The organism is Spiroplasma endosymbiont of Apeira syringaria (assembly GCF_964020205.1).
Lineage (GTDB): Bacteria > Bacillota_I > Bacilli_A > Mycoplasmatales > VBWQ01 > Spiroplasma_E > Spiroplasma_E ixodetis_A.
In genome coordinates, this window is the sequence record NZ_OZ026543.1 from 729,511 (window position 1) to 755,049 (window position 25,539).

Annotated in this window: 28 protein-coding genes and 4 pseudogenes; 18 read left to right on the forward strand and 14 right to left on the reverse strand. The window is 24.7% G+C overall.

The window, feature by feature from the left end; genetic code table 4:
• Nucleotides 1-4: 4 nt before the first annotated feature.
• The 5 genes and pseudogenes from AACL02_RS04505 to AACL02_RS04525 form a co-directional block, all read right to left on the reverse strand.
• Nucleotides 5-292, reverse strand: a complete 288-nt coding sequence (locus tag AACL02_RS04505) for a hypothetical protein (protein WP_339043009.1) — start codon at nucleotides 290-292, stop codon at nucleotides 5-7.
• 73 nt (nucleotides 293-365) lie between these two features.
• A pseudogene (locus AACL02_RS04510) lies at nucleotides 366-1,483 on the reverse strand (IS3 family transposase).
• A 37-nt stretch (nucleotides 1,484-1,520) separates the two neighbouring features.
• Nucleotides 1,521-1,682 carry a hypothetical protein gene (locus AACL02_RS04515; protein ID WP_339043011.1) on the reverse strand — a complete coding sequence of 54 codons (162 nt, stop codon included), beginning with the start codon at nucleotides 1,680-1,682 and terminating at the stop codon, nucleotides 1,521-1,523.
• A gap of 11 nt (nucleotides 1,683-1,693) precedes the next feature.
• On the reverse strand, nucleotides 1,694-1,852 hold the full coding sequence (locus AACL02_RS04520) for a hypothetical protein (protein ID WP_339043013.1): 159 nt from the start codon (nucleotides 1,850-1,852) through the stop codon (nucleotides 1,694-1,696).
• 113 nt (nucleotides 1,853-1,965) lie between these two features.
• On the reverse strand, nucleotides 1,966-2,781 hold the full coding sequence (locus AACL02_RS04525) for an IS1595 family transposase (RefSeq protein WP_339043587.1): 816 nt from the start codon (nucleotides 2,779-2,781) through the stop codon (nucleotides 1,966-1,968).
• 333 nt (nucleotides 2,782-3,114) lie between these two features.
• On the opposite strand from AACL02_RS04525, the gene AACL02_RS04530 reads away from it, so the two are divergent.
• The 4 genes from AACL02_RS04530 to AACL02_RS04545 are packed head-to-tail and all read left to right on the forward strand — an operon-like array spanning nucleotide 3,115 to nucleotide 7,057.
• On the forward strand, nucleotides 3,115-4,638 hold the full coding sequence (locus AACL02_RS04530) for a hypothetical protein (RefSeq protein WP_339043015.1): 1,524 nt from the start codon (nucleotides 3,115-3,117) through the stop codon (nucleotides 4,636-4,638).
• 21 nt (nucleotides 4,639-4,659) lie between these two features.
• Nucleotides 4,660-5,670: a hypothetical protein gene (locus tag AACL02_RS04535; RefSeq protein WP_339043017.1), complete on the forward strand. Its 1,011-nt coding sequence runs from the start codon at nucleotides 4,660-4,662 to the stop codon at nucleotides 5,668-5,670.
• A gap of 26 nt (nucleotides 5,671-5,696) precedes the next feature.
• Nucleotides 5,697-5,837 carry a hypothetical protein gene (locus AACL02_RS04540; protein ID WP_339043019.1) on the forward strand — a complete coding sequence of 47 codons (141 nt, stop codon included), beginning with the start codon at nucleotides 5,697-5,699 and terminating at the stop codon, nucleotides 5,835-5,837.
• A gap of 14 nt (nucleotides 5,838-5,851) precedes the next feature.
• Nucleotides 5,852-7,057: a Sapep family Mn(2+)-dependent dipeptidase gene (locus AACL02_RS04545; RefSeq protein ID WP_339043588.1), complete on the forward strand. Its 1,206-nt coding sequence runs from the start codon at nucleotides 5,852-5,854 to the stop codon at nucleotides 7,055-7,057.
• 52 nt (nucleotides 7,058-7,109) lie between these two features.
• Here the strand turns inward: AACL02_RS04545 and AACL02_RS04550 are convergent, their stop codons facing one another.
• On the reverse strand, nucleotides 7,110-8,270 hold the full coding sequence (locus tag AACL02_RS04550) for a hypothetical protein (RefSeq protein ID WP_339043021.1): 1,161 nt from the start codon (nucleotides 8,268-8,270) through the stop codon (nucleotides 7,110-7,112).
• Between the two features lie 240 nt (nucleotides 8,271-8,510).
• On the opposite strand from AACL02_RS04550, the gene mnmA reads away from it, so the two are divergent.
• Nucleotides 8,511-9,641, forward strand: a complete 1,131-nt coding sequence (gene mnmA / locus AACL02_RS04555; protein WP_339043023.1) for a tRNA 2-thiouridine(34) synthase MnmA — start codon at nucleotides 8,511-8,513, stop codon at nucleotides 9,639-9,641.
• A gap of 197 nt (nucleotides 9,642-9,838) precedes the next feature.
• Nucleotides 9,839-10,252, forward strand: a complete 414-nt coding sequence (locus AACL02_RS04560; protein ID WP_339043025.1) for a hypothetical protein — start codon at nucleotides 9,839-9,841, stop codon at nucleotides 10,250-10,252.
• Between the two features lie 108 nt (nucleotides 10,253-10,360).
• On the opposite strand, the gene AACL02_RS04565 is transcribed toward AACL02_RS04560, so the two are convergent.
• Nucleotides 10,361-11,478 (reverse strand): IS3 family transposase gene (locus tag AACL02_RS04565; protein ID WP_339041528.1). Its coding sequence is split into 2 segments (ribosomal slippage): nucleotides 10,361-11,235 and nucleotides 11,235-11,478, totalling 1,119 coding nucleotides; the frame shifts between segments, so codons are not numbered across the junction.
• 214 nt (nucleotides 11,479-11,692) lie between these two features.
• Here AACL02_RS04565 and AACL02_RS04570 point away from each other — a divergent pair.
• On the forward strand, nucleotides 11,693-12,232 hold the full coding sequence (locus AACL02_RS04570; protein ID WP_339043027.1) for a hypothetical protein: 540 nt from the start codon (nucleotides 11,693-11,695) through the stop codon (nucleotides 12,230-12,232).
• Here AACL02_RS04570 and AACL02_RS04575 read toward each other — a convergent pair.
• Complete coding sequence (locus AACL02_RS04575) at nucleotides 12,218-13,039, reverse strand: IS1595 family transposase (RefSeq protein WP_339043029.1); 822 nt, start codon at nucleotides 13,037-13,039, stop codon at nucleotides 12,218-12,220. The genes AACL02_RS04570 and AACL02_RS04575 overlap by 15 nt on opposite strands.
• On the opposite strand from AACL02_RS04575, the gene AACL02_RS04580 reads away from it, so the two are divergent.
• Nucleotides 12,985-13,299 (forward strand): hypothetical protein, encoded by a 315-nt coding sequence (locus AACL02_RS04580; RefSeq protein ID WP_339043031.1) that lies wholly within the window; start codon nucleotides 12,985-12,987, stop codon nucleotides 13,297-13,299. The two genes, AACL02_RS04575 and AACL02_RS04580, sit on opposite strands and share 55 nt — an antisense overlap.
• A gap of 73 nt (nucleotides 13,300-13,372) precedes the next feature.
• Here the strand turns inward: AACL02_RS04580 and AACL02_RS04585 are convergent.
• Nucleotides 13,373-14,493, reverse strand: a protein-coding gene (locus AACL02_RS04585; RefSeq protein ID WP_339043033.1) for an IS3 family transposase whose coding sequence is annotated in 2 segments (ribosomal slippage) — nucleotides 13,373-14,250 and nucleotides 14,250-14,493 — 1,122 coding nt in all. Because the reading frame shifts where the segments join, the coding sequence is not laid out codon by codon here.
• A 344-nt stretch (nucleotides 14,494-14,837) separates the two neighbouring features.
• Between AACL02_RS04585 and AACL02_RS04590 the strand changes: the two genes are divergently transcribed.
• The 4 genes and pseudogenes from AACL02_RS04590 to AACL02_RS04605 all read left to right on the forward strand — a co-directional run bounded on the left by AACL02_RS04590 (nucleotide 14,838) and on the right by AACL02_RS04605 (nucleotide 17,646).
• Nucleotides 14,838-15,955 (forward strand): IS3 family transposase gene (locus AACL02_RS04590; protein WP_422397815.1). Its coding sequence is split into 2 segments (ribosomal slippage): nucleotides 14,838-15,108 and nucleotides 15,108-15,955, totalling 1,119 coding nucleotides; the frame shifts between segments, so codons are not numbered across the junction.
• A gap of 18 nt (nucleotides 15,956-15,973) precedes the next feature.
• Nucleotides 15,974-16,405 (forward strand): annotated as a pseudogene (locus AACL02_RS04595) (IS3 family transposase); the annotation flags it as partial.
• 556 nt (nucleotides 16,406-16,961) lie between these two features.
• On the forward strand, nucleotides 16,962-17,255 hold the full coding sequence (locus AACL02_RS04600; RefSeq protein WP_339043035.1) for a hypothetical protein: 294 nt from the start codon (nucleotides 16,962-16,964) through the stop codon (nucleotides 17,253-17,255).
• Nucleotides 17,236-17,646, forward strand: a complete 411-nt coding sequence (locus AACL02_RS04605) for a hypothetical protein (RefSeq protein WP_339043037.1) — start codon at nucleotides 17,236-17,238, stop codon at nucleotides 17,644-17,646. Before AACL02_RS04600 ends, AACL02_RS04605 begins: the two co-directional genes overlap by 20 nt.
• Nucleotides 17,647-17,658: 12 nt before the next feature.
• Here the strand turns inward: AACL02_RS04605 and AACL02_RS04610 are convergent, their stop codons facing one another.
• Nucleotides 17,659-18,876 (reverse strand): IS256 family transposase, encoded by a 1,218-nt coding sequence (locus tag AACL02_RS04610; RefSeq protein WP_339043590.1) that lies wholly within the window; start codon nucleotides 18,874-18,876, stop codon nucleotides 17,659-17,661.
• Between the two features lie 75 nt (nucleotides 18,877-18,951).
• On the opposite strand from AACL02_RS04610, the pseudogene AACL02_RS04615 reads away from it, so the two are divergent.
• Together AACL02_RS04615 and AACL02_RS12460 are read left to right on the forward strand one after the other, a co-directional pair.
• Nucleotides 18,952-19,245, forward strand: a pseudogene (locus tag AACL02_RS04615) (transposase); the annotation flags it as partial.
• A gap of 175 nt (nucleotides 19,246-19,420) precedes the next feature.
• Nucleotides 19,421-19,675: pseudogene (locus tag AACL02_RS12460) on the forward strand (hypothetical protein); the annotation flags it as partial.
• Between the two features lie 42 nt (nucleotides 19,676-19,717).
• Here AACL02_RS12460 and AACL02_RS04620 read toward each other — a convergent pair.
• A complete protein-coding gene (locus tag AACL02_RS04620; protein WP_339043039.1) occupies nucleotides 19,718-19,846 on the reverse strand; it encodes a hypothetical protein in 129 nt (42 codons plus the stop codon).
• Here AACL02_RS04620 and AACL02_RS04625 point away from each other — a divergent pair.
• From AACL02_RS04625 to tsaE, 3 genes are all read left to right on the forward strand, one after another.
• Nucleotides 19,792-20,613, forward strand: coding sequence for an IS1595 family transposase (locus tag AACL02_RS04625; RefSeq protein ID WP_339043040.1), 822 nt, complete (start codon nucleotides 19,792-19,794; stop codon nucleotides 20,611-20,613). The genes AACL02_RS04620 and AACL02_RS04625 overlap by 55 nt on opposite strands.
• Nucleotides 20,614-20,721: 108 nt before the next feature.
• A complete protein-coding gene (locus AACL02_RS04630) occupies nucleotides 20,722-20,874 on the forward strand; it encodes a hypothetical protein (protein ID WP_339043041.1) in 153 nt (50 codons plus the stop codon).
• 95 nt (nucleotides 20,875-20,969) lie between these two features.
• A complete protein-coding gene (gene tsaE, locus AACL02_RS04635) occupies nucleotides 20,970-21,440 on the forward strand; it encodes a tRNA (adenosine(37)-N6)-threonylcarbamoyltransferase complex ATPase subunit type 1 TsaE (RefSeq protein ID WP_281749327.1) in 471 nt (156 codons plus the stop codon).
• 40 nt (nucleotides 21,441-21,480) lie between these two features.
• Here tsaE and AACL02_RS04640 read toward each other — a convergent pair whose 3' ends face one another.
• From AACL02_RS04640 to AACL02_RS04650, 3 genes are all read right to left on the reverse strand, one after another.
• Entirely contained in the window at nucleotides 21,481-22,281 is an 801-nt protein-coding gene (locus AACL02_RS04640) for a hypothetical protein (protein WP_339043043.1), read from the reverse strand.
• A gap of 140 nt (nucleotides 22,282-22,421) precedes the next feature.
• Nucleotides 22,422-23,542 (reverse strand): IS3 family transposase gene (locus AACL02_RS04645; protein WP_339040217.1). Its coding sequence is split into 2 segments (ribosomal slippage): nucleotides 22,422-23,299 and nucleotides 23,299-23,542, totalling 1,122 coding nucleotides; the frame shifts between segments, so codons are not numbered across the junction.
• A gap of 509 nt (nucleotides 23,543-24,051) precedes the next feature.
• The gene (locus tag AACL02_RS04650; protein ID WP_339043045.1) at nucleotides 24,052-24,201 is read right to left on the reverse strand and encodes a hypothetical protein; all 150 of its coding nucleotides are present in this window, start codon (nucleotides 24,199-24,201) and stop codon (nucleotides 24,052-24,054) included.
• Between the two features lie 119 nt (nucleotides 24,202-24,320).
• Between AACL02_RS04650 and AACL02_RS04655 the strand changes: the two genes are divergently transcribed.
• Nucleotides 24,321-25,441 (forward strand): IS3 family transposase gene (locus AACL02_RS04655; protein WP_339043047.1). Its coding sequence is split into 2 segments (ribosomal slippage): nucleotides 24,321-24,564 and nucleotides 24,564-25,441, totalling 1,122 coding nucleotides; the frame shifts between segments, so codons are not numbered across the junction.
• Nucleotides 25,442-25,539: the final 98 nt, after the last annotated feature.

Here is a 25,539-nt window from a genome sequence, read left to right on the forward strand (position 1 = left end):
CAATTTAATAGGCAACAATAACTGATGCTGGGGGGGCTGCTAACATGATTACAATAACGCCTAATCCAACAGTATCTAATTTTCATGCTCCAGTTTCTTTTCCAATTGCCGCAACTGCACAAACTAATGCTAATCCAAATAATGGTGCAAAAATAATTTTCATTACCATTCCAAATCATACTTTTTTATCTTGTGCAGCATCTTTAAAATTACCTTTTGCTAAAGTAATTCCAATTGCCAATCATGCTAATGGCGTACATAATGCCTCTAAAGTTTTTGTTACTTTAAACAATGGTGGAAATTTATTATCTAATCGTAATGGTGAAAAATATTGACCACTAGTGGAATGGCAACCCTTTTTAGGACTATTTTTTTGTAGACATTTGTTTTTGATAATTAACTGGAGTTAAGTAGTTTAAAGTGCCGTGAATTCTTATGTTGTTATATCAATTGATGTAATCAAATAATTCTAATTTTAATTGGATTAATGATGTAAAATTTTTATCATTAATAAATTCGGTTTTGAAAGTTTTAAAGGTTGCTTCAGCAACAGCGTTATCATAAGGACAACCTTTTTTGCTTAAAGAGCGATTAATATTGAATGATAGTAAAAGTTTATCAATAATTTTATTATTAAATTCATTACCGCGATCACTATGAAATATTTGAATATCTTTTAAACAGCGATTTGAGTGCATAAATGCTTGATATACTAATGATGCATCTTTTTTAGTACCTACACTATGTCCAATTATTTCGTGGTTAAATAGGTCAATTAATAAACAAATATAGTTTCACTTACCATTTACTTGAACATAAGTTAAATCACTAACAATAACTTCATTTTTAACTCTATTATTAAAGTTTCTATTAACAAGATTGGTTATTTGACTATCATTGACTTTATTATGATAATTTTTGAATGATAATTTAGTGTATTTTGATATTAAATTATGTTTATTCATAATTTCTTTAATTTTTCGTCTTGATAAATAAATTTCTTGGTTTTCTAGAATGACTTTTAATCTTCTAGTACCATAAACTTCTTTATTTTTTTTAAAAGCACTAATAACAGCTTGTTCATAAATATTATTTTGAATTTTATTTTTTTTCTTTAAATTAAAATAATATGTTGATTTAGAGATTTTTAAAAAATGACACATTGTGCGAATTTTATATTTAGATTTATTATTTGCAATAATCTCTACTTTCTGCCTATTATTAGTGCTGCTTGCTTTAAAATATCATTTTCCATTCTTAATTGTTTTAATTCTTTTCTTAATTTAATTAATTAATTTTCTTCAACAGAACGATTATCTTTAGTTTTAAAACTACCTGAATTAGTAAATTGCTTAATTCAATTGTAAGTAGCTGCTCTTGTAACATTATATTCTTTAACAAGGCAAGATACTGATTTGCCACTTTGATATAAAGCTACTATTTGTTTTTTAAATTCATCGGTATATGAGTTAATATTGGCCATAATTATAGTTCCTTTCTTTGTTCACTTGTCTATGTAATTAGTGTCCAATAAAGTGTAACCCATCCAATTTAGCAACTATTCCCAGTATCATATAGAATAAAAAACCAACTAGTAAAATTGCAACTTGCGTTTTAACTTGCTCTGTTGTTGTATTTGTCATAAAACCATCAAAAGCTAAAGATGGTAAACCAACAACCATAACAATTTTAATTAAAACCCTTCTCAGTCTTTTTTAAATGTCCCTCTCTTCGTTAAAAATCAACCTAAAAAAATTACAAATATCGTTGCTAAAATTGCACTTAAAAATCCTCAAGCTTTTAATGTATTTATAACAGCTTGACCAACATCAGCTTGTAAATAAAATTGCATATTTCTTTCTATTTCTCCCTTCTTTAATACTTTCTCCTTTCTCTAAAATCTAAGTATTTTGTAACTACTTATGTGTTATTATATAACTTTCAAACGGACTTCTCCCCACATTTTTAAATCAAACATAGAATTACAGTTTCAAAACTAGGTATCTTGTTGAATTTATATGCAGCTTCTTTAGCATATAAATGAACATGATGTTTTGCAACTTTGATATGTGTTTTAAATGTTCTTCTTATATGTTTTCAAACTGATTCAATTTGGTTGGTATTTACACCAATTTTTGAAACATAGCCATCTTGATGGTTAACTGTTTCATGCTTAGTGAAAACTGATTTAAAATCGCAATATCCTTTTCAAGAATCAGTATATACAAGACATTTTGAAGAAATGTGGTTTTTTGCAAACTGCAAAAGATTTTTACTCTTTGCGTTTTTCAATACTTTCACAATTAAATTATTGGTTGTTTTTTGATAAATGCCAACAATCAAGGTTTTATTCACCAAGGATCTTCCTTGTTTTTTAAAACCCATATGTGAAAGATACATTTCATCAATTTGCACTGTACCTTCAACAATAAATTGAGGTTTTTGTTTTGCAATACGTGTTCTGATTTTATGAGTCATTCTTCAAGCAGTTTTCAAAGTCACTCCCAATTCTTTTGCAATATCTGTTGATGGAATTCCATGTTTGGTGTTTATTCATCTAAAGATAAGATAAAACCAAGATGTTAAAGATGTTTGTGACCTTGAAAATATGGTGCCTGTGAGAATGCTAAATGTTTGATTACATTTTAAACATCTCATTCTTTTTAAATCAGAAGTATTCAAATTAAAACTAAAACACCTAATACATTTGTTTTCTTTCAAATTTGCTATATATGCAAGACATTGCTGTTCAGTTTGAAAAGCATTTTTGAATTCATTCAGTTTCATTATTCCCTCCACAAGTACATGTGGGGAGAAGTCCGATTAGTAATTAAAATTATAGTTTATTTTTTTAGTCTATCAATAAATATGCTTGTTACTAATTTTATTAACACTATAAAATGTAAGTAAATATTATAATCTTAATAAAAAGACTTTCATTTTATTTAAAAAACCAATATTAATTAGAATAATATATTAATATTATTCATTTTTCCAGTCCAATTAATTACACGACACTATCTTAATTTTTAATTTGATATAATTATAAAAAGAGTAAGTATATTAAAAATAGATTGGGGTATTTTTATGATAGAGGAAATAAATTCTAGTTCAATGAAAGAACCAAAAATTTATCGTATTGGTCTATATAGCAAATTAACAATTATTATTAATGGTCTTCTAATTACTACAAGTTTAATGATAGGTTGGGCTTTATGAGCAACTATTGGTCGAGATGCAGTTGATAACTATATTAAATGATTCAATAATCCACAACAGCCTAATTCTAATTTACAAATTAGTTTCAATATAATAAGTATTATTGTTTTCATAGTTTCTGGTTTATCTTTAGCATTAGTAGTCGTACCTTTTATTTTTTTAAAAACTAAAAATAGTGTATCAGCACTTTTTTGTTTAATAAGTTTTATTTTTTCAGCAATATTTGTTATCTTTCTTATTGTATTTTTTATTTTTAGATTTAAAACTTTTACTTTCTTAGCTAATAAAAAAGACGGCGAAATAATAAATACAACTGGTAACTTTCTAATAACTTTTTTACCATGAATGTTGGCTGAGCTATTTGCAATACTTTTATTAATCCACAGTCTTTGATTAATTATTAATATTACCTCTAAATACAAATCAAATACACTATTAATGCCTATTGCTAAACCAAAAGCAAAACAAGAAACAGTAATAGCAAAACAAGAAGTTGATGATACGATAACGCTTCCTAACGTCGTACCAATACCAGTAACTCAAAATAATGAAGAACAACAAATAGCAAACCAAGAAACTAACAATACTGTTCTTAAGCAAGATCTAACACAAGAAAAAATAATCACTAACCCTTCAACAGCAACTGTCCATTATACTAATCATGAACTATCAAAAACACCAACGCAAGGTGCCTATCATGCCGAAACTGTTTCACCAACACCAGGTACTCTTACTAATCTTAAATCCGAATCTATTACAAATGAAGAAGAAATAAATGATAATATTGAAAATATAACAATATATTCAGAACCAACAGTTGAAAAAACAAGTGTAGAAGATACAACAATATATTCAAAATCACCAACAACAGAAAGTAATATTAATACCGAAACTAATTACCAACCAAAAAATCAAGGTGGTTTTGATGTTAAAGACAGTAGTTATTCTGAATCTGAAACATCTAATTTTAATGAACAAGCAACAACAATAACTGTTGAAGAAACACAACCAATAATAGAGAAAACAAACACAAAAACAAAAAAAGAAACAATCGAAGTGCAAAAAGTTACTACTCACCATTGAACATTAGAACAAATTGAAGCTGTTTGAGAAAAAGCGGAAATAATTGATGGTGTTAGTGATAAATTATATCGTAAAGATTATAGTGGTGCTTGAATGTTTCGTGATTCATTTACCACTGATTATAGCGCAGCAGATAACTTAGAAACTTACTCTTGAACTATTGTTCTACATCGTACTACTAGTCAACAAGGAACAACTGAATTATATAATCTAGATCCAATGAATATTGTTAATGCAAAAAGTAAAGGTGAAAATTACCCTTCTTGAAAAACTAAAATTTCTTCAAAAGGAAATAAAAATATTGCGAAAGAACAACATTGAAAAGCAAGAACATAATAAATATAGTATCATTTATTTATGAATACACAAACTACTATTGAACATTTATATATAGAAATACCTAATTTTAAACATGAAGTAAATACTAACTATTCTTATTTTATAGAAAGTATTAAAAAAGAATTAACAAATATAATAAATAAATACCAATTAAACTTAAAAACAATTTATCTTGCTAACAAAAATAAGTCAGTTTTACCAATTATTTTTTTAGAACAATTATTAATACTACTTAAACCATTGACAACCACTATCAAAGAATACAACTTTGAATTTACTATTAATAATACTAATTTCACAACTCTACAATTATTTTCCAAATTTCAAATTAATCGTTTAATTTGAAAAATAATTAGTTTTCAAAATCAATTAAATAACAAATTTAATTATCAACAAAGTATAAAAATTATTAATGATGCTATTAACTTAAAAATTAATAATTTCTCAATTGATTTAAAATATAATCTTCCTCATCAAACAGTAATTGATGTTAATAATGATTTACAAATATGTATGCAATTAAAAACACCTCATATTAGCTATGATAGTTATAATCACAAACAAAATCTTACTATTAAAAGATACATTAATAATTTCTTAAAAAAACACAAATATGATAACTATGAATACTATAGTTATAGTAAAAATACTAATAATCAATCAAAATATATTATTGCATATTGTTTATTAGAAAACTATTATGGAATTGGTCCAAATGCTGTTTCATATATTAAAACAGAAGATAAAGCAATAATAATTACTAATAGCAATAACATTAATAATAACAATCAAAAAAATAGTATCTTATCAACAAATGAAATTTTAATCCAAAAATTAATACAAGGTTTATTACTAAAAAAGGGAATAAAATTTAACAAAAGTGATAACATTCTAGAGCAGCCACTGATTAGTAAATTAATCAAAAATAAACAAATAAAAATAAAAAATAATCATTTATCTTGCACAAATAGTTCCTGATTATTGTTAAATGATTTAATAGTTGATATTATAAATAATACTACTATTTAAATTTATATATCAAGGAGTGAATAAATATGAAATTCAATGAAAAATTGTTAAAAGAAAAATATTTTCCGCAAGCACTAACAAAAATAAAAGAAATTGTTAAAATTCAATCATATGCTCAACCACCACAACAACAGCACATTATGGGCCTGGTGTTAAAGAAGTATTAGATTATGCTATTAATTTAGGGCAAGAATTAGGTTTTAAAACTTATCGTGACAAAAACAATAAATATGGATATTTAGAATATGGTGAGGGTAAAGAAATATTTGCCATATTAGGTCATCTTGATGTTGTACCACCAGGTAATTTAGAAGAATGAAAAATTTCACATTTTTCGCCAGAAATTATTAATGATATTTTATATGGACGAGGTGTATTAGATGATAAAGGTCCAACAATTATTATTCTATACTGTTTAAAATATTTAAAAGATCATGGTTATCAACCAAATCGTCGAATTAGAGTTATCTTTGGTTTAACTGAAGAAACAACATGAGATTCAATTAACACATATATGAAGCAAGAAGGTACTCCAACTTTTGGTTTTACTCCTGATGGTATGTTTCCGCTAGTATATGCTGAAAAAGGAATTATTAACTTAGATATTATTGGTATAGGTCATAAATCCATTGTTATTAATGCAGGTGATGCTTACAATGTCACTTGTTCTACTAGTAATATTAATGGTGTTGATATTGAATCATTTGTTAAAATTGGGAAAAATAAGAACTATCGAATTGAAAATAATAATCAACAAATTACCATTCATGGTAAACCAGCACATGGGTCACGACCAGATGAAGGAATTAATGCAGGATTAAGAAGTTTATTAATTTTAAATGAACTTAAAGTTGAACACAATCTAATTAAATTTGTTGGTGATATTTTACAAGAAGATACTGCTTTAACAAAATATTTTGGTGATTTAGATGATGAATCTGGAATTTTTACTATTAATGTTGGCATCGTTGAAATTAATAGCAAAAATTCAAAATTAGGATGTAATATCCGTATTCCAGTTAAAACTGATTTACAAGAAATTTTAAATAGATTAACAAAAATATTAAAACCTTATAATTTAACAATAAAACAACAACATTATGATAAACCATTATATATGCCACAAGAATCAACAATTGTTATTAAATTAATGGAAATTTATCAAGAAGTTACTGGTGATAAAAAAGCAAAACCAATTGCAATTGGTGGTGGAACTTATGCTAGAGCAATGCCAAATTGTGTAGCATTTGGTGCAATATTTGATCATACTAACTCAACTGAACATCAATATAATGAATGTATTAAAGTTGACGAATTATGAAAATCAATGTTAATTTATGTACGTGCTATTAGTACACTGGGAAGTTTAGAAATTGGTAAATTATAAAAAAAGTTAGAATAGTTTATTCTAACTTTTTTTATTTTCATTCAAATAAATTTTATGCAATTGAAGGATTTCTAGGACAACCACCAAATGCAGGACCATTAATACTATTAATAACACTCACCAATTCATCATTAAAGTTATTAGTTAATTGTCGTTCATCACTACTATTAATACTCATATAATTACTATTAGTTACTATTTCCTCTAATTCATTATTTGGAGTAGACTTAAAAAATTTCTGTCATTGTTTTTTAGCATATTTATTTAATACTTTATTACCAATAGTATCATTGATAATTAAACCAAACATAATAGCAAACATTGAAACTTGAAAAAATGTAGATTCAAATTCTGGTAATCTATCAGCAGTATACATAACAGCTGCAGTTTTAATTGCATTATCTATTATAGTTGCTATTACCATTGCTGTTAAATAACCACCACTTTTTAAAAGACTCATACATTTTGATTGTTGATAAAATAATGATTCTAACTCATCATTTTCATTAATATTATTATTTAAACAATTAAAATATCTTTTGAAAGCAAACCACATATGTGTTTTTGTTAAATATTCTATACCCTTATCTATTAAGATAGAAGTATAACATAAAACTTCTGCTCGTATAATTGTTGATAAAATATTTGGTCCATAAATAATTTTACTTCAATATTCAGCTAAACTAGTTAAAGAACCAACTGAATACATACTAGAAGCAGTAATCATAAAATGATTCGAAATTCAATATCCAACTTTTGCTATTAGCATTTTTCCAAAAATAGATGTTTTTGAAAGACATGAATAACCTTCTTCAACACCAATTTCGGAATATAAAGATAAAAGTGGACTAATTTCTTGATCAGCAGTTCTATTAAATACTGTTCTTCCTTCTTGTCAAATTTTTTCTGCTCCCCATTTTCATAAATTCATTGCTTGTGTACTAATTACCAATTGTACTGGAGTTACTCCAAAATCAACTAAATTATTTAAAGGATTTACTTTATTTCAATCAAATGATCCAATACTAGTAACTGCTACCTGAAATACTCGTTGTACAGTTTTCAAACCAACTGCTGCTGTTAATAAACCAGCTGTTCCAATTATTTTTTTAGTATCTGATCATATTAAACTACTTCAACTATTATTAATAGTATTTGCTTCTATATTACTATCTATATCATTATTTATTAATAACTCTTCTTCTTGTGGCATTTTTTCTCTTCTCTCTATTTCTTTATTAAAACATAAAAAACACATTAGTAACAAACTTTACAAAAGTGGTTATAAACCATATTTTGTTAAATTGCTTTTATGTGTTTTAACATTATTATAAAGGATTATCACTTAATAATCAATATGTAAATTCAATAATTTAAAAATATTTATTTGGGTATTTATTATATATTTGTTACAATTATTAAGCATTTATGAAAAGTACTAAGGAGTAATAAAATGACAGAAAAAAAACGCATTGTTGTTGGTATGAGTGGTGGAGTTGATTCATCAGTAACAGCAGCACTTTTACAAGCAGAAGGCCATGAAGTTATTGGTCTTTTTATGCGTAATTGAGATTCACTTTTAAATAATGATTTACAAGGTAACAATAATCAAGGTAACAATAATCAAGATATTTGTCCACAAGAACAAGATTATCTTGATGCTTTAGCTGTTTGCCAAAAATTAAATATTAAATTAGAAAGAATTGATTTTGTTAAGGAATATTGAGATAATGTTTTTACTTATTTTCTTGAAGAATTTAAAAAAAGCCGTACTCCCAATCCCGATATTTTATGTAACAAATATATTAAATTCGATGCTTTTTTAAAATATGCACAAAAAAATTTACAAGCAGATTATATTGCAATGGGGCACTATGCACGAATTAACTACAACCCAATTACTAAACAATATCAGTTATTAAAAGGAATTGATGATAATAAGGATCAAAGTTATTTTTTATGTCAATTAACACAAAAACAATTAAAATATAGTTTATTTCCTTTAGGTAATAAAACTAAAACTGAAGTTAGGGAATTAGCAAAAATATATAATTTACCAACAGCAACAAAAAAAGATTCTACTGGCATATGTTTTATTGGTAATCGTAATTTTCAAACATTTTTAACAAATTATTTACCAGCTAATCCGGGCAAAATTGTTGATATTAATACCAAAACTACTATTGGTAATCACAATGGTGTTTACTACTATACAATTGGCCAAAGAAAAGGTATTAATCTTTCAGGAATGAAAGTTCCGTATTTTGTTGTTGAAAAAGATGTTACTAATAATATCCTTTATGTTGCTAATGAAAATGAAAATAAATGACTAATGAATAGCGGTTGTACTGTTAAATCATTGAATTGAATTAATAATAGTACATTAAAAAACTCTTTAAAATGTAATGCAAAATTTCGCTATCGTCAATCTGATGTTGCTGTTATTATTAATTTTATTAATAATGATGAAATTAAGGTTGAATTTTCAGAAAAGATACGCGCTATTACGCCTGGTCAAACCGCTGTTTTTTATGATGGTGATATTTGTCTTGGTGGTGGAGTTATTGACCAAATATTTCGCTAATCAATTATTAAAAAACTAATATAAATAATAAAATTTTAATTACATATTTTTTTATAATTTTCAAGATTCAAAAATTACTATTAAACTATTTTTTTAGTTTTTAGATACTTTTATTGCATTTTCTTTTTTACGTTCTTAAAATATAAAATAACCTATTATTATAAAAGTTATAGAAAAAAACAAAAAGGAGAGTTTTAATGAAAAAAATATTAACAATATTAACTACCTTAGCATCTACAATAACTATTGAAAATTGTATTAGTAATTTTAACTTAAGGACAATCACATTACAAAATGATTGTTTTAAAAAAAATGTTCATCAAAGCAATAATGATTTTATTTTTTCTGATTTATATAAAAATAATAAAGGCGAAATATATTCAATAACTAATGATGGTATTTATAAATATACTAATGATAAAAATACATTCATAAAAATAAAAGGCATAAATGGATTAATAATAAGTTTAAAATTTGACGCAAAAGATAATATTTATGCTTTAAAAACTAATGGCATTTATAAATGTCTAGTCAATAAAAATGAATTTAAAAAAATGAAAGTAACAACTAATACTAATAATTATTCTTTTACAAATATTAAAATAGATTAATCAAACAATGTATATGTATGATCAAAGAAAGATGGTGTTTATAAATGTCTAGTCAATAAAAATGAATTTAAAAAAATAGGAGGTATGGAATGGCAACCTTTTTTAGGACTATTTTTTGGTAGACATTTGTTTTTGATAATTAACTGGAGTTAAGTAGTTTAAAGTGCTGTGAATTCTTATGTTGTTATATCAATTGATGTAATCAAATAATTCTAATTTTAATTGGATTAATGATGTAAAATTTTTATCATTAATAAATTCGGTTTTGAAAGTTTTAAAGGTTGCTTCAGCAACAGCGTTATCATAAGGACAACCTTTTTTGCTTAAAGAGCGATTAATATTGAATGCTAGTAAAAGTTTATCAATAATTTTATTATTAAATTCATTACCGCGATCACTATGAAATATTTGAATATCTTTTAAACAGCGATTTGAGTGCATAAATGCTTGATATACTAATGATGCATCTTTTTTAGTACCTACACTATGTCCAATTATTTCGCGGTTAAATAGGTCAATTAATAAACAAATATAGTTTCACTTACCATTTACTTGAACATAAGTTAAATCACTAACAATAACTTCATTTTTAACTCTATTATTAAAGTTTCTATCAACAAGATTGGTTATTTGACTATCATTGACTTTATTATGATTTTTGTATGATAATTTAGTGTATTTTGATATTAAATTATGTTTATTCATAATTTCTTTAATTTTTCGTATTGATAAATAAATTTCTTGGTTTTCTAGAATGACTTTTAATCTTCTAGTACCATAAACTTCTTTATTTTCTTTAAAAGCACTAATAACAGCTTCATCATAAATATTATTTTTGATTTTATTTTCTTTTTTCTTTAAATTAAAATAATATGTTGATTTAGAGATTTTTAAAAAATGACACATTGTGCGAATTTTATATTTAACTTTATTTTTGACAATAATTTCTATTTTCTGCCTATTATTAGTGCTGCTTGCTTTAAAATATCATTTTCCATTCTTAATTGTTTTAATTCTTTTCTTAATTTAATTAATTCATTTTCTTCAACAGAACGATTATCTTTAGTTTTAAAACTACCTGAATTAGTAAATTGCTTAATTCAATTGTAAGTAGCTGCTCTTGTAACATTATATTCTTTAGCAAGGCAAGATACTGATTTGCCACTTTGATATAAAGCTACTATTTGTTTTTTAAATTCATCGGTATATGAGTTAATATTGGCCATAATTATAGTTCCTTTCTTTGTTCAATTGTCTATGTAATTAGTGTCCAATAAAGTGTAACCCATCCAACCATTAAATGACATTGCTAAATTACGTGCAAAATTCGAAGGACAAAAACCTGATGAAGTAGTTACTAACTTATTTAAACAATGAGAATTAGATTATCCAAATTATATAAATTTATTACAAGTTAAAATTTTTAAACAAGTATTTATTATGTTATCAAAATATATTTATTCTTCATTATCAATTAATAAAGGTTTAAATGATGATTATAAATTATTATTACCATATTATTTTGAACTAAAATCAAGTCCAATTCATCCAAATAAAAATAAAATTTGAGAATATAAAGATATAAAAGTAATATTAAAATCTGTATATTTTGATTTTACTGATATTAATAACATTAAACTAAAAAATAATGATATTAGTCAAAATGAATTATTTAAATTAGATGATAATCAATTTAATTGATTATCAATAACAAATGAATTAGAAAGTAATAACATACCTTCATTAATTCCTGCTGATTGAACATTAGCAAATGGTGAATATGGTAAATATTTTACAAAAGCAATTATTAATAATAATAAAATTGAAAATGCTTTAAATTTATATGGTTCAAATAAATCTCAATTATTTTCTAAATTAGAATTGGCTTTTCTCCCTTTATGTACTATTTTAATTTTATCACATAAATGCTGAGAAAAGCCTATCTACGGACTTCTCCCCACATTTTTAAATCAAACATAGAATTACAGTTTCAAAACTAGGTATCTTGTTGAATTTATATGCAGCTTCTTTAGCATATAAATGAACATGATGTTTTGCAACTTTGATATGTGTTTTAAATGTTCTTCTTATATGTTTTCAAACTGATTCAATTTGGTTGGTATTTACACCAATTTTTGAAACATAGCCATCTTGATGGTTAACTGTTTCATGCTTAGTGAAAACTGATTTAAAATCGAAATATCCTTTTCAAGAATCAGTATATACAAGACATTTTGAAGAAATGTGGTTTTTTGCAAACTGCAAAAGATTTTTACTCTTTGCTTTTTTCAATACTTTCACAATTAAATTATTGGTTGTTTTTTGATAAATGCCAACAATCAAGGTTTTATTCACCAAGGATCTTCCTTGTTTTTTAAAACCCATATGTGAAAGATACATTTCATCAATTTGCACTGTACCTTCAACAATAAATTGAGGTTTTTGTTTTGCAATACGTGTTCTGATTTTATGAGTCATTCTTCAAGCAGTTTTCAAAGTCACTCCCAATTCTTTTGCAATATCTGTTGATGGAATTCCATGTTTGGTGTTTATTCATCTAAAGATAAGATAAAACCAAGATGTTAAAGATGTTTGTGACCTTGAAAATATGGTGCCTGTGAGAATTATAAATGTTTGATTAGATTTTAAACATCTCATTCTTTTTAAATCAGAAGTATTCAAATTAAAATTAAAACACCTAATACATTTATTTTCTTTCAAATTTGCTATATATGCAAGACATTGCTGTTCAGTTTGAAAAGCATTGTTGAATTCATTCAGTTTCATTATTCCCTCCACAAGTACATGTGGGGAGAAGTCCGTTAGAATTTTATAAAGAAATTTCACAAATTGGTAATATTAATGAATTTGAATTACAAATTGAAAACCCGATTAATAATTTAAATCGGATTGAAATCAGTGGTATATTTGGTTCTGGAAATTATAATTTAATTTTAATAACTGATAAACAAGAAATTGATTTAAACAACATTAATTTATTCGATAAATATAATGAAAATATTTCTTATATAAATTTAGAGATTTAATTATCAAAATATCCATCTGGATAAATTCCATCTCATTTTATGTCATCATTTGGAATGGCAACCTTTTTTAGGACTATTTTTTGGTAGACATTTGTTTTTGATAATTAACTGGAGTTAAGTAGTTTAAAGTGCTGTGAATTCTTATGTTGTTATATCAATTGATGTAATCAAATAATTCTAATTTTAATTGGATTAATGATGTAAAATTTTTATCATTAATAAATTCGGTTTTGAAAGTTTTAAAGGTTGCTTCAGCAACAGCGTTATCATAAGGACAACCTTTTTTGCTTAAAGAGCGATTAATATTGAATGCTAGTAAAAGTTTATCAATAGTTTTATTATTGAATTCATTACCGCGATCACTATGAAATATTTGAATATCTTTTAAACAGCGATTTGAGTGCATAAATGCTTGATATACTAATGATGCATCTTTTTTAGTACCTACACTATGTCCAATTATTTCGCGGTTAAATAGGTCAATTAATAAACAAATATAGTTTCACTTACCATTTACTTGAACATAAGTTAAATCACTAACAATAACTTCATTTTTAACTCTATTATTAAAGTTTCTATCAACAAGATTGTTTATTGGACTATCGTTAACTTTGTTATTATGATTTTTGTATGATAATTTAGTGTATTTTGATATTAAATTATGTTTATTCATAATTTCTTTAATTTTTCGTCTTGATAAATAAATTTCTTGGTTTTCTAGAATGACTTTTAATCTTCTAGTACCATAAACTTCTTTATTTTTTTTAAAAGCACTAATAACAGCTTGTTCATAAATATTATTTTGAATTTTATTTTCTTTTTTCTTTAAATTAAAATAATATGTTGATTTAGAGAGTTTTAAAAAATGACACATTGTGCGAATTTTATATTTAACTTTATTTTTGACAATAATTTCTATTTTCTGCCTATTATTAGTGCTGCTTGCTTTAAAATATCATTTTCCATTCTTAATTGTTTTAATTCTTTTCTTAATTTAATTATTTCATTTTCTTCAACAGAACGATTATCTTTAGTTTTAAAACTACCTGAATTAGTAAATTGCTTAATTCAATTGTAAGTAGCTGCTCTTGTAACATTATATTCTTTAGCAAGGCAAGATACTGATTTGCCACTTTGATATAAAGCTACTATTTGTTTTTTAAATTCATCGGTATATGAGTTAATATTGGCCATAATTATAGTTCCTTTCTTTGTTCACTTGTCTACGTAATTAGTGTCCAATAAAGTGTAACCCATCCAAAATTTATTTATCAAGACGAAAAATTAAAGAAATTATGAATAAACATAATTTAATATCAAAATACACTAAATTATCATTCAAAAATTATCATAATAAAGTCAATGATAGTCAAATAACCAATCTTGTTAATAGAAACTTTAATAATAGAGTTAAAAATGAAGTTATTGTTAGTGATTTAACTTATGTTCAAGTAAATGGTAAGTGAAACTATTGGATGGGTTACACTTTATTGGACACTAATTACATAGACAAGTGAACAAAGAAAGGAACTATAATTATGGCCAATATTAACTCATATACCGATGAATTTAAAAAACAAATAGTAGCTTTATATCAAAGTGGCAAATCAGTATCTTGCCTTGTTAAAGAATATAATGTTACAAGAGCAGCTACTTACAATTGAATTAAGCAATTTACTAATTCAGGTAGTTTTAAAACTAAAGATAATCGTTCTGTTGAAGAAAATGAATTAATTAAATTAAGAAAAGAATTAAAACAATTAAGAATGGAAAATGATATTTTAAAGCAAGCAGCACTAATAATAGGCAGAAAGTAGAGATTATTGCAAATAATAAATCTAAATATAAAATTCGCACAATGTGTCATTTTTTAAAACTCTCTAAATCAACATATTATTTTAATTTAAAGAAAAAAAATAAAATTCAAAATAATATTTATGAACAAGCTGTTATTAGTGCTTTTAAAAAAAATAAAGAAGTTTATGGTACTAGAAGATTAAAAGTCATTCTAGAAAACCAAGAAATTTATTTATCAAGACGAAAAATTAAAGAAATTATGAATAAACATAATTTAATATCAAAATACACTAAATTATCATTCAAAAATTATCATAATAAAGTCAATGATAGTCAAATAACCAATCTTGTTAATAGAAACTTTAATAATAGAGTTAAAAATGAAGTTATTGTTAGTGATTTAACTTATGTTCAAGTAAATGGTAAGTGAAACTATATTTGTTTATTAATTGACCTATTTAACCGCGAAATAATTGGACATAGTGTAGGTACTAAAAAAGATGCATCATTAGTATATCAAGCATTTATGCACTCAAATCGCTGTTTAAAAGATATTCAAATATTTCATAGTGATCGCGGTAATGAATTTAATAATAAAATTATTGATAAACTTTTACTAGCATTCAATATTAATCGCTCTTTAAGCAAAAAAGGTTGTCCTTATGATAACGCTGTTGCTGAAGCAACCTTTAAAACTTTCAAAACCGAATTTATTAATGATAAAAATTTTACATCATTAATCCAATTAAAATTAGAATTATTTGATTACATCAATTGATATAACAACATAAGAATTCACGGCACTTTAAACTACTTAACTCCAGTTAATTATCAAAAACAAATGTCTACCAAAAAATAGTCCTAAAAAGGGTTGCCATTCCACTATATTTGTTTATTAATTGACCTATTTAACCGCGAAATAATTGGACATAGTGTAGGTACTAAAAAAGATGCATCATTAGTATATCAAGCATTTATGCACTCAAATCGCTGTTTAAAAGATATTCAAATATTTCATAGTGATCGCGGTAATGAATTTAATAATAAAATTATTGATAAACTTTTACTAGCATTCAATATTAATCGCTCTTTAAGCAAAAAAGGTTGTCCTTATGATAACGCTGTTGCTGAAGCAACCTTTAAAACTTTCAAAACCGAATTTATTAATGATAAAAATTTTACATCATTAATCCAATTAAAATTAGAATTATTTGATTACATCAATTGATATAACAACATAAGAATTCACGGCACTTTAAACTACTTAACTCCAGTTAATTATCAAAAACAAATGTCTACCAAAAAATAGTCCTAAAAAGGGTTGCCATTCCATTATCTTTTTCTGGTTTAATTCTAAAATATAATTCTATTTTATGTTCATCATTTGTTTTATGTGACCATATAGTTGTTCCAGCCCCCCCAGTAAACATTATACTGATGTCCTAAATAATATTGTAAATCATTAGTTTTGTGATGCGATATTGAACCTATTATTAAACCAGTTGTTGCTAAAAATAATGCTACTATTGATGTTATTTTATAAAAATTTGTTTTTATTCATGTTTTCATATTAAATTTCTCCTTTTTTCCTTGATTTTACTTATAAATTGTACTATTTTTGATTATTTTTACAAGTATGCTTTTAAATGCAAAATAACGCCTAAATTAAAGGCGTTTATTTTATGAGACCTATACTATTAATTATATTGAAATTGTTTATTATATTTTAAATATGAAAGTGGTTTTTAAAATATTTTTTATTTTATTTAAAATAACACTTATATATTTATATAATAATTAAGTAAATTAATTTTTTAAATATATTTACAATAAATTTAAAATTTAAAAAAAGTTAGGAGAATAATATGGATTTTAATATGGATTTTAATTATAAATGAACTTATAAAGAACAATATCCTAAAATTGATAAATTAATTTTAGAACATATAACAAAGAAATGAGAAAAGTGAGATTGAAGAAGAAAAAATACAAGAGATAAAAAGAAATATAAAATTGTTGATTTTCAATATCGAACAAGAAAAACAATGTATGGATTAGTAACTTATAAAAGAAGAATTTATGAATATTTTGATGAAAAATTACAAAAATTAGTTCGTGTTTGTTTAGTTGATGAAAAAAATGGAACTTCCAAAATATAAAAGAATTGGTGAAGATATCGAAGATACTATTATTGAAAATTTTGCTGATGGAAAAATATATCGTGATATTTGTGCGATTTGTAAAAAGGCAGTTATTAGTGTTAGTAGCGTTCATAGAGTTTTTAAAAATTTAGAAATAAATGAAGCAAATCCAGTAAAAGTAAAATTGGAAAAAAATCAACCTATTTTTGTAGCAATTGATGATGGACATCGAAAATTTTGAGATTTTAAACGTAAAGGTACAAAACACTCTATGAGATTAATAGTAACATATACAGATAATATTAATCATAAAGTACAAAATAAAAGAGTAAAAGCAATTATAAGAAAAACAAGAACTCGAGGCTTTTTAATAATATGTGTATCTTTGTTTTATAAAGTACTAGTTTAGATTAATTCTATCTTAAAATTTTATCATAAAATGAGCAATTGCTGTATTTCAATTTTGAATAGGCAATGTTCATTTTTTTGTTATATTTTCAATTGCCAAGTAAAATATTTTGAAAACTGCCATATCATTAGGAAAAAATTTTTTATTTCTGATGATTTTTCGTAATTGACTATTAACAGATTCAATAGCATTTGTAGTATAAATCACTCTTTTGATTTCTACTGGATAACTAATAAAAACCATTAAATTATCTCAATTTTTATATCAAGATTTAGTAATTTGAGGATATTGTTTATTTCATTTACTTTCAAACGATTCTAAAGCTTGCATTGCTTGTTCTTCACTACATGCACTATAAATTGGTTTTAAATCTGCAACTAGACCTTTTCGATGTTTGTATGAAACATATTTTAAACTATTTCTAATTTGATGAACAATGCATAATTGATGTTCTGTTTTAGGATAAACTGATTGTATTGCTTCTGACATGCCTGTTAAATTATCACTACAAGCAATAAGAATATCATTTAAGCCACGATTTTTCATTTCTGTGAAATTAGATAATCAAAACTTAGAACCTTCATTTTCACTAATTCATAATCCTAAAACATCTTTTTTGCCTTCTAAATCAACTCCTAATGCTATATAAACTGATTTGTTAATAATCCGTTTATCTTGTCGTACTTTAACTACTATACAATCAAAATAAACAATAGGATAAATACTTTCTAATGGTCGATTTTGTCATGCTTTAACATCATCAATAACATCATCAGTAATTTGACTAATAACACTTTCACTAATATCAGCACCATGATATAACTCTTGCAACTGCATTTTAATGTCAGATAATGTCATTCCTTTTGCATACAAGGAAAGAACTTGTTGATCAAAACCATCAAATCTTCTTTGCCTTTTAGGAACTATTACAGGAGTAAAATTACTATTGCGATCTCTTGGTACATCAATTTCAATTTTACCTTGTTGAGTTATTAATTTTTTTGAACTTGTACCATTACGAGCATTTTCAGTAGTAGTATGTTGATTTTTTTCATATCCTAAATAATTTTGCATTTCAGAATTCAACATTTTTTCAACTAATCTTTTTGTTAATTCTTTATATAAACCGCCAGGTTTAAAAACTGTTGTTAAATCTTCAGTATTTTCTAGTAATAAATCTACTGCTTTTGATATTGGATGATTATTATTAAAGTTATCTTTTTTAGCCATCTGTAACTCACTCTTTCTAGTCATTTAATTATATTTACTAGAATTAATTAAACATAGTTATTTTTGTAAGTTACACAGATTACTAAACATTTCCGATATAAAAATTGAGATAATTTAATGGTTTTTATTAGTTATCCAGTAGAAATCAAAAGAGTGATTTATACTACAAATGCTATTGAATCTGTTAATAGTCAATTACGAAAAATCATCAGAAATAAAAAAGTTTTTCCTAATGATATGGCAGTTTTCAAAATATTTTACTTGGCAATTGAAAATATAACAAAAAAATGAACATTGCCTATTCAAAATTGAAATACAGCAATTGCTCATTTTATGATAAAATTTGAAGACAGAATTAATCTAAATTAGTAACTTTGTAAAACAAAGATACACAGATTATTAAAAAGCTTCAAAAGCCTCGCTTTTACTAATGTTATTTGTATAATTTTAATTTCGTTTGGTAAAATTTCTAATTTTTTTTTGAGGTTTTTTTGCTGTTAGTATTTATGGTTGTATTGCTTTAGTTTGAGATTATGTTGGTGATATGCAGTTGAATTTATTTTTCTTTTTGCCTTTTCAATTTATTGGCTATAGTTTATGGAAATTTCATTTAGATTCACAACAAGAAATAATTTCTAAACGTTTAAATTTAAAAACAAGTATTGTTACTATTTACTTTGCAATTGTTTTATCAGTATTTTTTTATTTTGAAATTCCTGAATTTTCACGTGTAATTTTAGGGAAATATGATTTTGATGGTAATACTTTTCAACAAGTTTTACCACATATTCTAGATTCATTAACTAATTCTTTAAGTATTGTTGCGCAAATACTAATGTTATTACGTTTTCGTGAACAATGAATTTTTTGAATAATCGTTCGGACTTCTCCCCACATGTACTTGTGGAGGTAATAATGAAACTGAATGAATTCAACAATGCTTTTCAAACTGAACAGCAATGTCTTGCATATATAGCAAATTTGAAAGAAAACAAATGTATTAGGTGTTTTAATTTTAATTTGAATACTTCTGATTTAAAAAGAATGAGATGTTTAAAATGTAATCAAACATTTAGCATTCTCACAGGCACCATATTTTCAAGGTCACAAACATCTTTAACATCTTGGTTTTATCTTATCTTTAGATGAATAAACACCAAACATGGAATTCCATCAACAGATATTGCAAAAGAATTGGGAGTGACTTTGAAAACTGCTTGAAGAATGACTCATAAAATCAGAACACGTATTGCAAAACAAAAACCTCAATTTATTGTTGAAGGTACAGTGCAAATTGATGAAATGTATCTTTCACATATGGGTTTTAAAAAACAAGGAAGATCCTTGGTGAATAAAACCTTGATTGTTGGCATTTATCAAAAAACAACCAATAATTTAATTGTGAAAGTATTGAAAAACGCAAAGAGTAAAAATCTTTTGCAGTTTGCAAAAAACCACATTTCTTCAAAATGTATTGTATATACTGATTCTTGAAAAGGATATTGCGATTTTAAATCAGTTTTCACTAAGCATGAAACAGTTAACCATCAAGATGGCTATGTTTCAAAAATTGGTGTAAATACCAACCAAATTGAATCAGTTTGAAAACATATAAGAAGAACATTTAAAACACATATCAAAGTTGCAAAACATCATGTTCATTTATATGCTAAAGAAGCTGCATATAAATTCAACAAGATACCTAGTTTTGAAACTGTAATTCTATGTTTGATTTAAAAATGTGGGGAGAAGTCCGTAGATAGGCTTTTCTCAGCATTTATGTGATAAAATTAAAATAGTACATAAAGGGAGAAAAGCCTAATCGTTAATATTTTTCAAATAGCTATGTATTCGGGAGCTGCTCATAATCGTTTGGATGTAAATCTTTTATTAATGTGAATTGTTGCTCTTGGTAATTCATGCTTTGGTTTTTATCAATGATTTTTTGTAAGAAGTAAAGAAAAAGTGGTAGTTAAAAAAGAAACATATGAGCAGTAATAACTTTTAAATAAGAAAAATAATAATTTAGAAAATAAGTTATTATTTTGTATAATAGTTTGTAAAGTATAAAATAATTATCAAAGAAGGTTATTATGAAAAAAAATGTATATATATTAAAAAAATTAGATGACACTAATACTCTTGCCAAAATAATTGCTAAAATTGCTAAACCAAATTTAATTTTATTATTAAATGGTCCGCTTGGTAGTGGTAAAACGCAAATTACTAAATTAATTGGTAATTTACTTGGAGTTAAAAATATTATTAATTCACCAACTTTTATTATTTGAAATAAGTATCAAACTAAATATGAATGAAATTTAATTCATATGGATGCTTATCGTTTAATTAATCCTCATTTAGAAGAATATTATGAAATAATGATGAATAATTTTATGATAATTGAATGATCAGAAAGATTAAAAATTAATTTTAATAATTATTCATATATTGCTATAGATTTTAAAATTATTGATATTAATAGTAGACAAATAGTTATTAATACTAATCTTCTTACAAAAGAGGAAGAAAAGTATTTATTTGACGCATTAAAAAAAATATAGAATTTTATTTATAAAAAAAGTAGGAAAAATCCTACTTTTTTTATACTTGTATATGAAAGTAATTAAGCATAATGCTATTAATAGTACTTTGACTAATTAAGCCAAGTTTTTGATATTGTTTTAATACTTCTAAAGTATAGTTATTATCATCAACAGGATAATAATTATTTAAACCTCAAAGCAAACCAGCAAATAATACTAATGAACCAATAGCAATTGGACTAAAAGCATAATACACATTTATTTTACGATTATGATATCCGATTAAAGAAGCAAATAATCATCCTGTGACAAAAGCAATCATTCAATATAATAATGTCACTACTTGTTGATCAGTTATAAATCAAAATATTAACATTAATAAAATAGTTGTAAAGAAACGACTCATAATTGGAGTTTTAAATAATTTATAATTTCAAATGAAAGGTAACATTGCTCCTAATGAAATTACAGGAAAAACTCAAAATCCTGAAATGATATTAATATTATCAACAACACTTTGTAAAATACCAGTTAGAATCATTGCACCAATTCAAATGAAAATTGCTTTTCATCATCCATAAAATCCTTCAACAAATCTGCCAACACGATAAAACATTCAAAGTGAAAATATTAAATTAATAGGAGCTGAAGGATTTATATCATTACCAGCAAATGGATAAATTAATCACCTTCAATATTGATAAGCACCAAATATTAAGTTATGATAATTGGCACCAAAAAGCAAATGTTGTTTTTTATAATCTAATGCTAATCAATCATCTTGACTAAGATTTATAATTACTAGAAAAACAACAAGTGTAATAATAGGAATTATAAAAAGAAATCAGGTAACTGCCAAATTAGCATTAGTACATTTTTTTAATGTTTCGCTTAAGTAACGACGATTTTGAAAATTAACTTTTTTTCAATTATCACTTAAAGTTCCAGTACTATTATCTTCATTAGTCTCTTCATTTGGAATGGCAACCTTTTTTAGGACTATTTTTTGGTAGACATTTGTTTTTGATAATTAACTGGAGTTAAGTAGTTTAAAGTGCTGTGAATTCTTATGTTGTTATATCAATTGATGTAATCAAATAATTCTAATTTTAATTGGATTAATGATGTAAAATTTTTATCATTAATAAATTCGGTTTTGAAAGTTTTAAAGGTTGCTTCAGCAACAGCGTTATCATAAGGACAACCTTTTTTGCTTAAAGAGCGATTAATATTGAATGCTAGTAAAAGTTTATCAATAATTTTATTATTAAATTCATTACCGCGATCACTATGAAATATTTGAATATCTTTTAAACAGCGATTTGAGTGCATAAATGCTTGATATACTAATGATGCATCTTTTTTAGTACCTACACTATGTCCAATTATTTCGCGGTTAAATAGGTCAATTAATAAACAAATATAGTTTCACTTACCATTTACTTGAACATAAGTTAAATCACTAACAATAACTTCATTTTTAACTCTATTATTAAAGTTTCTATCAACAAGATTGTTTATTGGACTATCGTTAACTTTGTTATTATGATTTTTGTATGATAATTTAGTGTATTTTGATATTAAATTATGTTTATTCATAATTTCTTTAATTTTTCGTCTTGATAAATAAATTTCTTGGTTTTCTAGAATGACTTTTAATCTTCTAGTACCATAAACTTCTTTATTTTCTTTAAAAGCACTAATAACAGCTTCATCATAAATATTATTTTTGATTTTATTTTCTTTTTTCTTTAAATTAAAATAATATGTTGATTTAGAGATTTTTAAAAAATGACACATTGTGCGAATTTTATATTTAACTTTATTTTTGACAATAATTTCTATTTTCTGCCTATTATTAGTGCTGCTTGCTTTAAAATATCATTTTCCATTCTTAATTGTTTTAATTCTTTTCTTAATTTAATTAATTCATTTTCTTCAACAGAACGATTATCTTTAGTTTTAAAACTACCTGAATTAGTAAATTGCTTAATTCAATTGTAAGTAGCTGCTCTTGTAACATTATATTCTTTAGCAAGGCAAGATACTGATTTGCCACTTTGATATAAAGCTACTATTTGTTTTTTAAATTCATCGGTATATGAGTTAATATTGGCCATAATTATAGTTCCTTTCTTTGTTCACTTGTCTACGTAATTAGTGTCCAATAAAGTGTAACCCATCCAATTATTTTCAGTTTCAGTTTCAAGTTGGGGTAAGTCTACCTTAATAAATTTAGTAATACTAGGATAAAATTTAGATAATTCTTGAACAATTTTATCACTAGTAGCAATAATAACATCAACTGCTGGTGACATTCGATTTTCGTTTTGGTTATCATCATTTAAGATAACCATTAAATAACGAATATCTTTAACACCTTCATCTGCTAATTGTTTATGTAAAATTTCATAAACTTCATCTTTGTTTTTTAAATGGTGAGGATTAAAATTATTTTCTTTAATAATTTTAATGATATGATAAGTATTACTATCTTTATTAGTTAGATATACTTCACCTTTAACATGTAGTTTTAATTCTTTAGGAACATTAAATGGTCGATAATCTTGATGACTAATAAAATAATCAACTAATTGTAAACCTAAAATATCTAGAATATTATCATCCATTATTTAATACTTTCCTTTCGTAATAATTGTAATTTATTTTCAAAAAAATCAGGTAAATTACATTCAAAAGTCATAACTTTTTTAGTTGTGGGATGAGTAAAAGTAATGACTTTAGCATGTAAGTATTGTCCAATATTAGCATTTTCCAATTTAAACTTGCTGTATAAAGGGTCATTTACAATTGGATGTTCAATTCACTCAATGGATGGGTTACACTTTATTGGACACTAATTACGTAGACAAGTGAACAAAGAAAGGAACTATAATTATGGCCAATATTAACTCATATACCGATGAATTTAAAAAACAAATAGTAGCTTTATATCAAAGTGGCAAATCAGTATCTTGCCTTGCTAAAGAATATAATGTTACAAGAGCAGCTACTTACAATTGAATTAAGCAATTTACTAATTCAGGTAGTTTTAAAACTAAAGATAATCGTTCTGTTGAAGAAAATGAATTAATTAAATTAAGAAAAGAATTAAAACAATTAAGAATGGAAAATGATATTTTAAAGCAAGCAGCACTAATAATAGGCAGAAAATAGAAATTATTGTCAAAAATAAAGTTAAATATAAAATTCGCACAATGTGTCATTTTTTAAAAATCTCTAAATCAACATATTATTTTAATTTAAAGAAAAAAGAAAATAAAATCAAAAATAATATTTATGATGAAGCTGTTATTAGTGCTTTTAAAGAAAATAAAGAAGTTTATGGTACTAGAAGATTAAAAGTCATTCTAGAAAACCAAGAAATTTATTTATCAAGACGAAAAATTAAAGAAATTATGAATAAACATAATTTAATATCAAAATACACTAAATTATCATACAAAAATAATAATAACAAAGTTAACGATAGTCCAATAAACAATCTTGTTGATAGAAACTTTAATAATAGAGTTAAAAATGAAGTTATTGTTAGTGATTTAACTTATGTTCAAGTAAATGGTAAGTGAAACTATATTTGTTTATTAATTGACCTATTTAACCGCGAAATAATTGGACATAGTGTAGGTACTAAAAAAGATGCATCATTAGTATATCAAGCATTTATGCACTCAAATCGCTGTTTAAAAGATATTCAAATATTTCATAGTGATCGCGGTAATGAATTTAATAATAAAATTATTGATAAACTTTTACTAGCATTCAATATTAATCGCTCTTTAAGCAAAAAAGGTTGTCCTTATGATAACGCTGTTGCTGAAGCAACCTTTAAAACTTTCAAAACCGAATTTATTAATGATAAAAATTTTACATCATTAATCCAATTAAAATTAGAATTATTTGATTACATCAATTGATATAACAACATAAGAATTCACAGCACTTTAAACTACTTAACTCCAGTTAATTATCAAAAACAAATGTCTACCAAAAAATAGTCCTAAAAAAGGTTGCCATTCCAATTTGTTTTTATTCATGTTTTCATATTAAATTTCTCCTTTTTTCCTTGATTTTACTTATAAATTGTACTATTTTT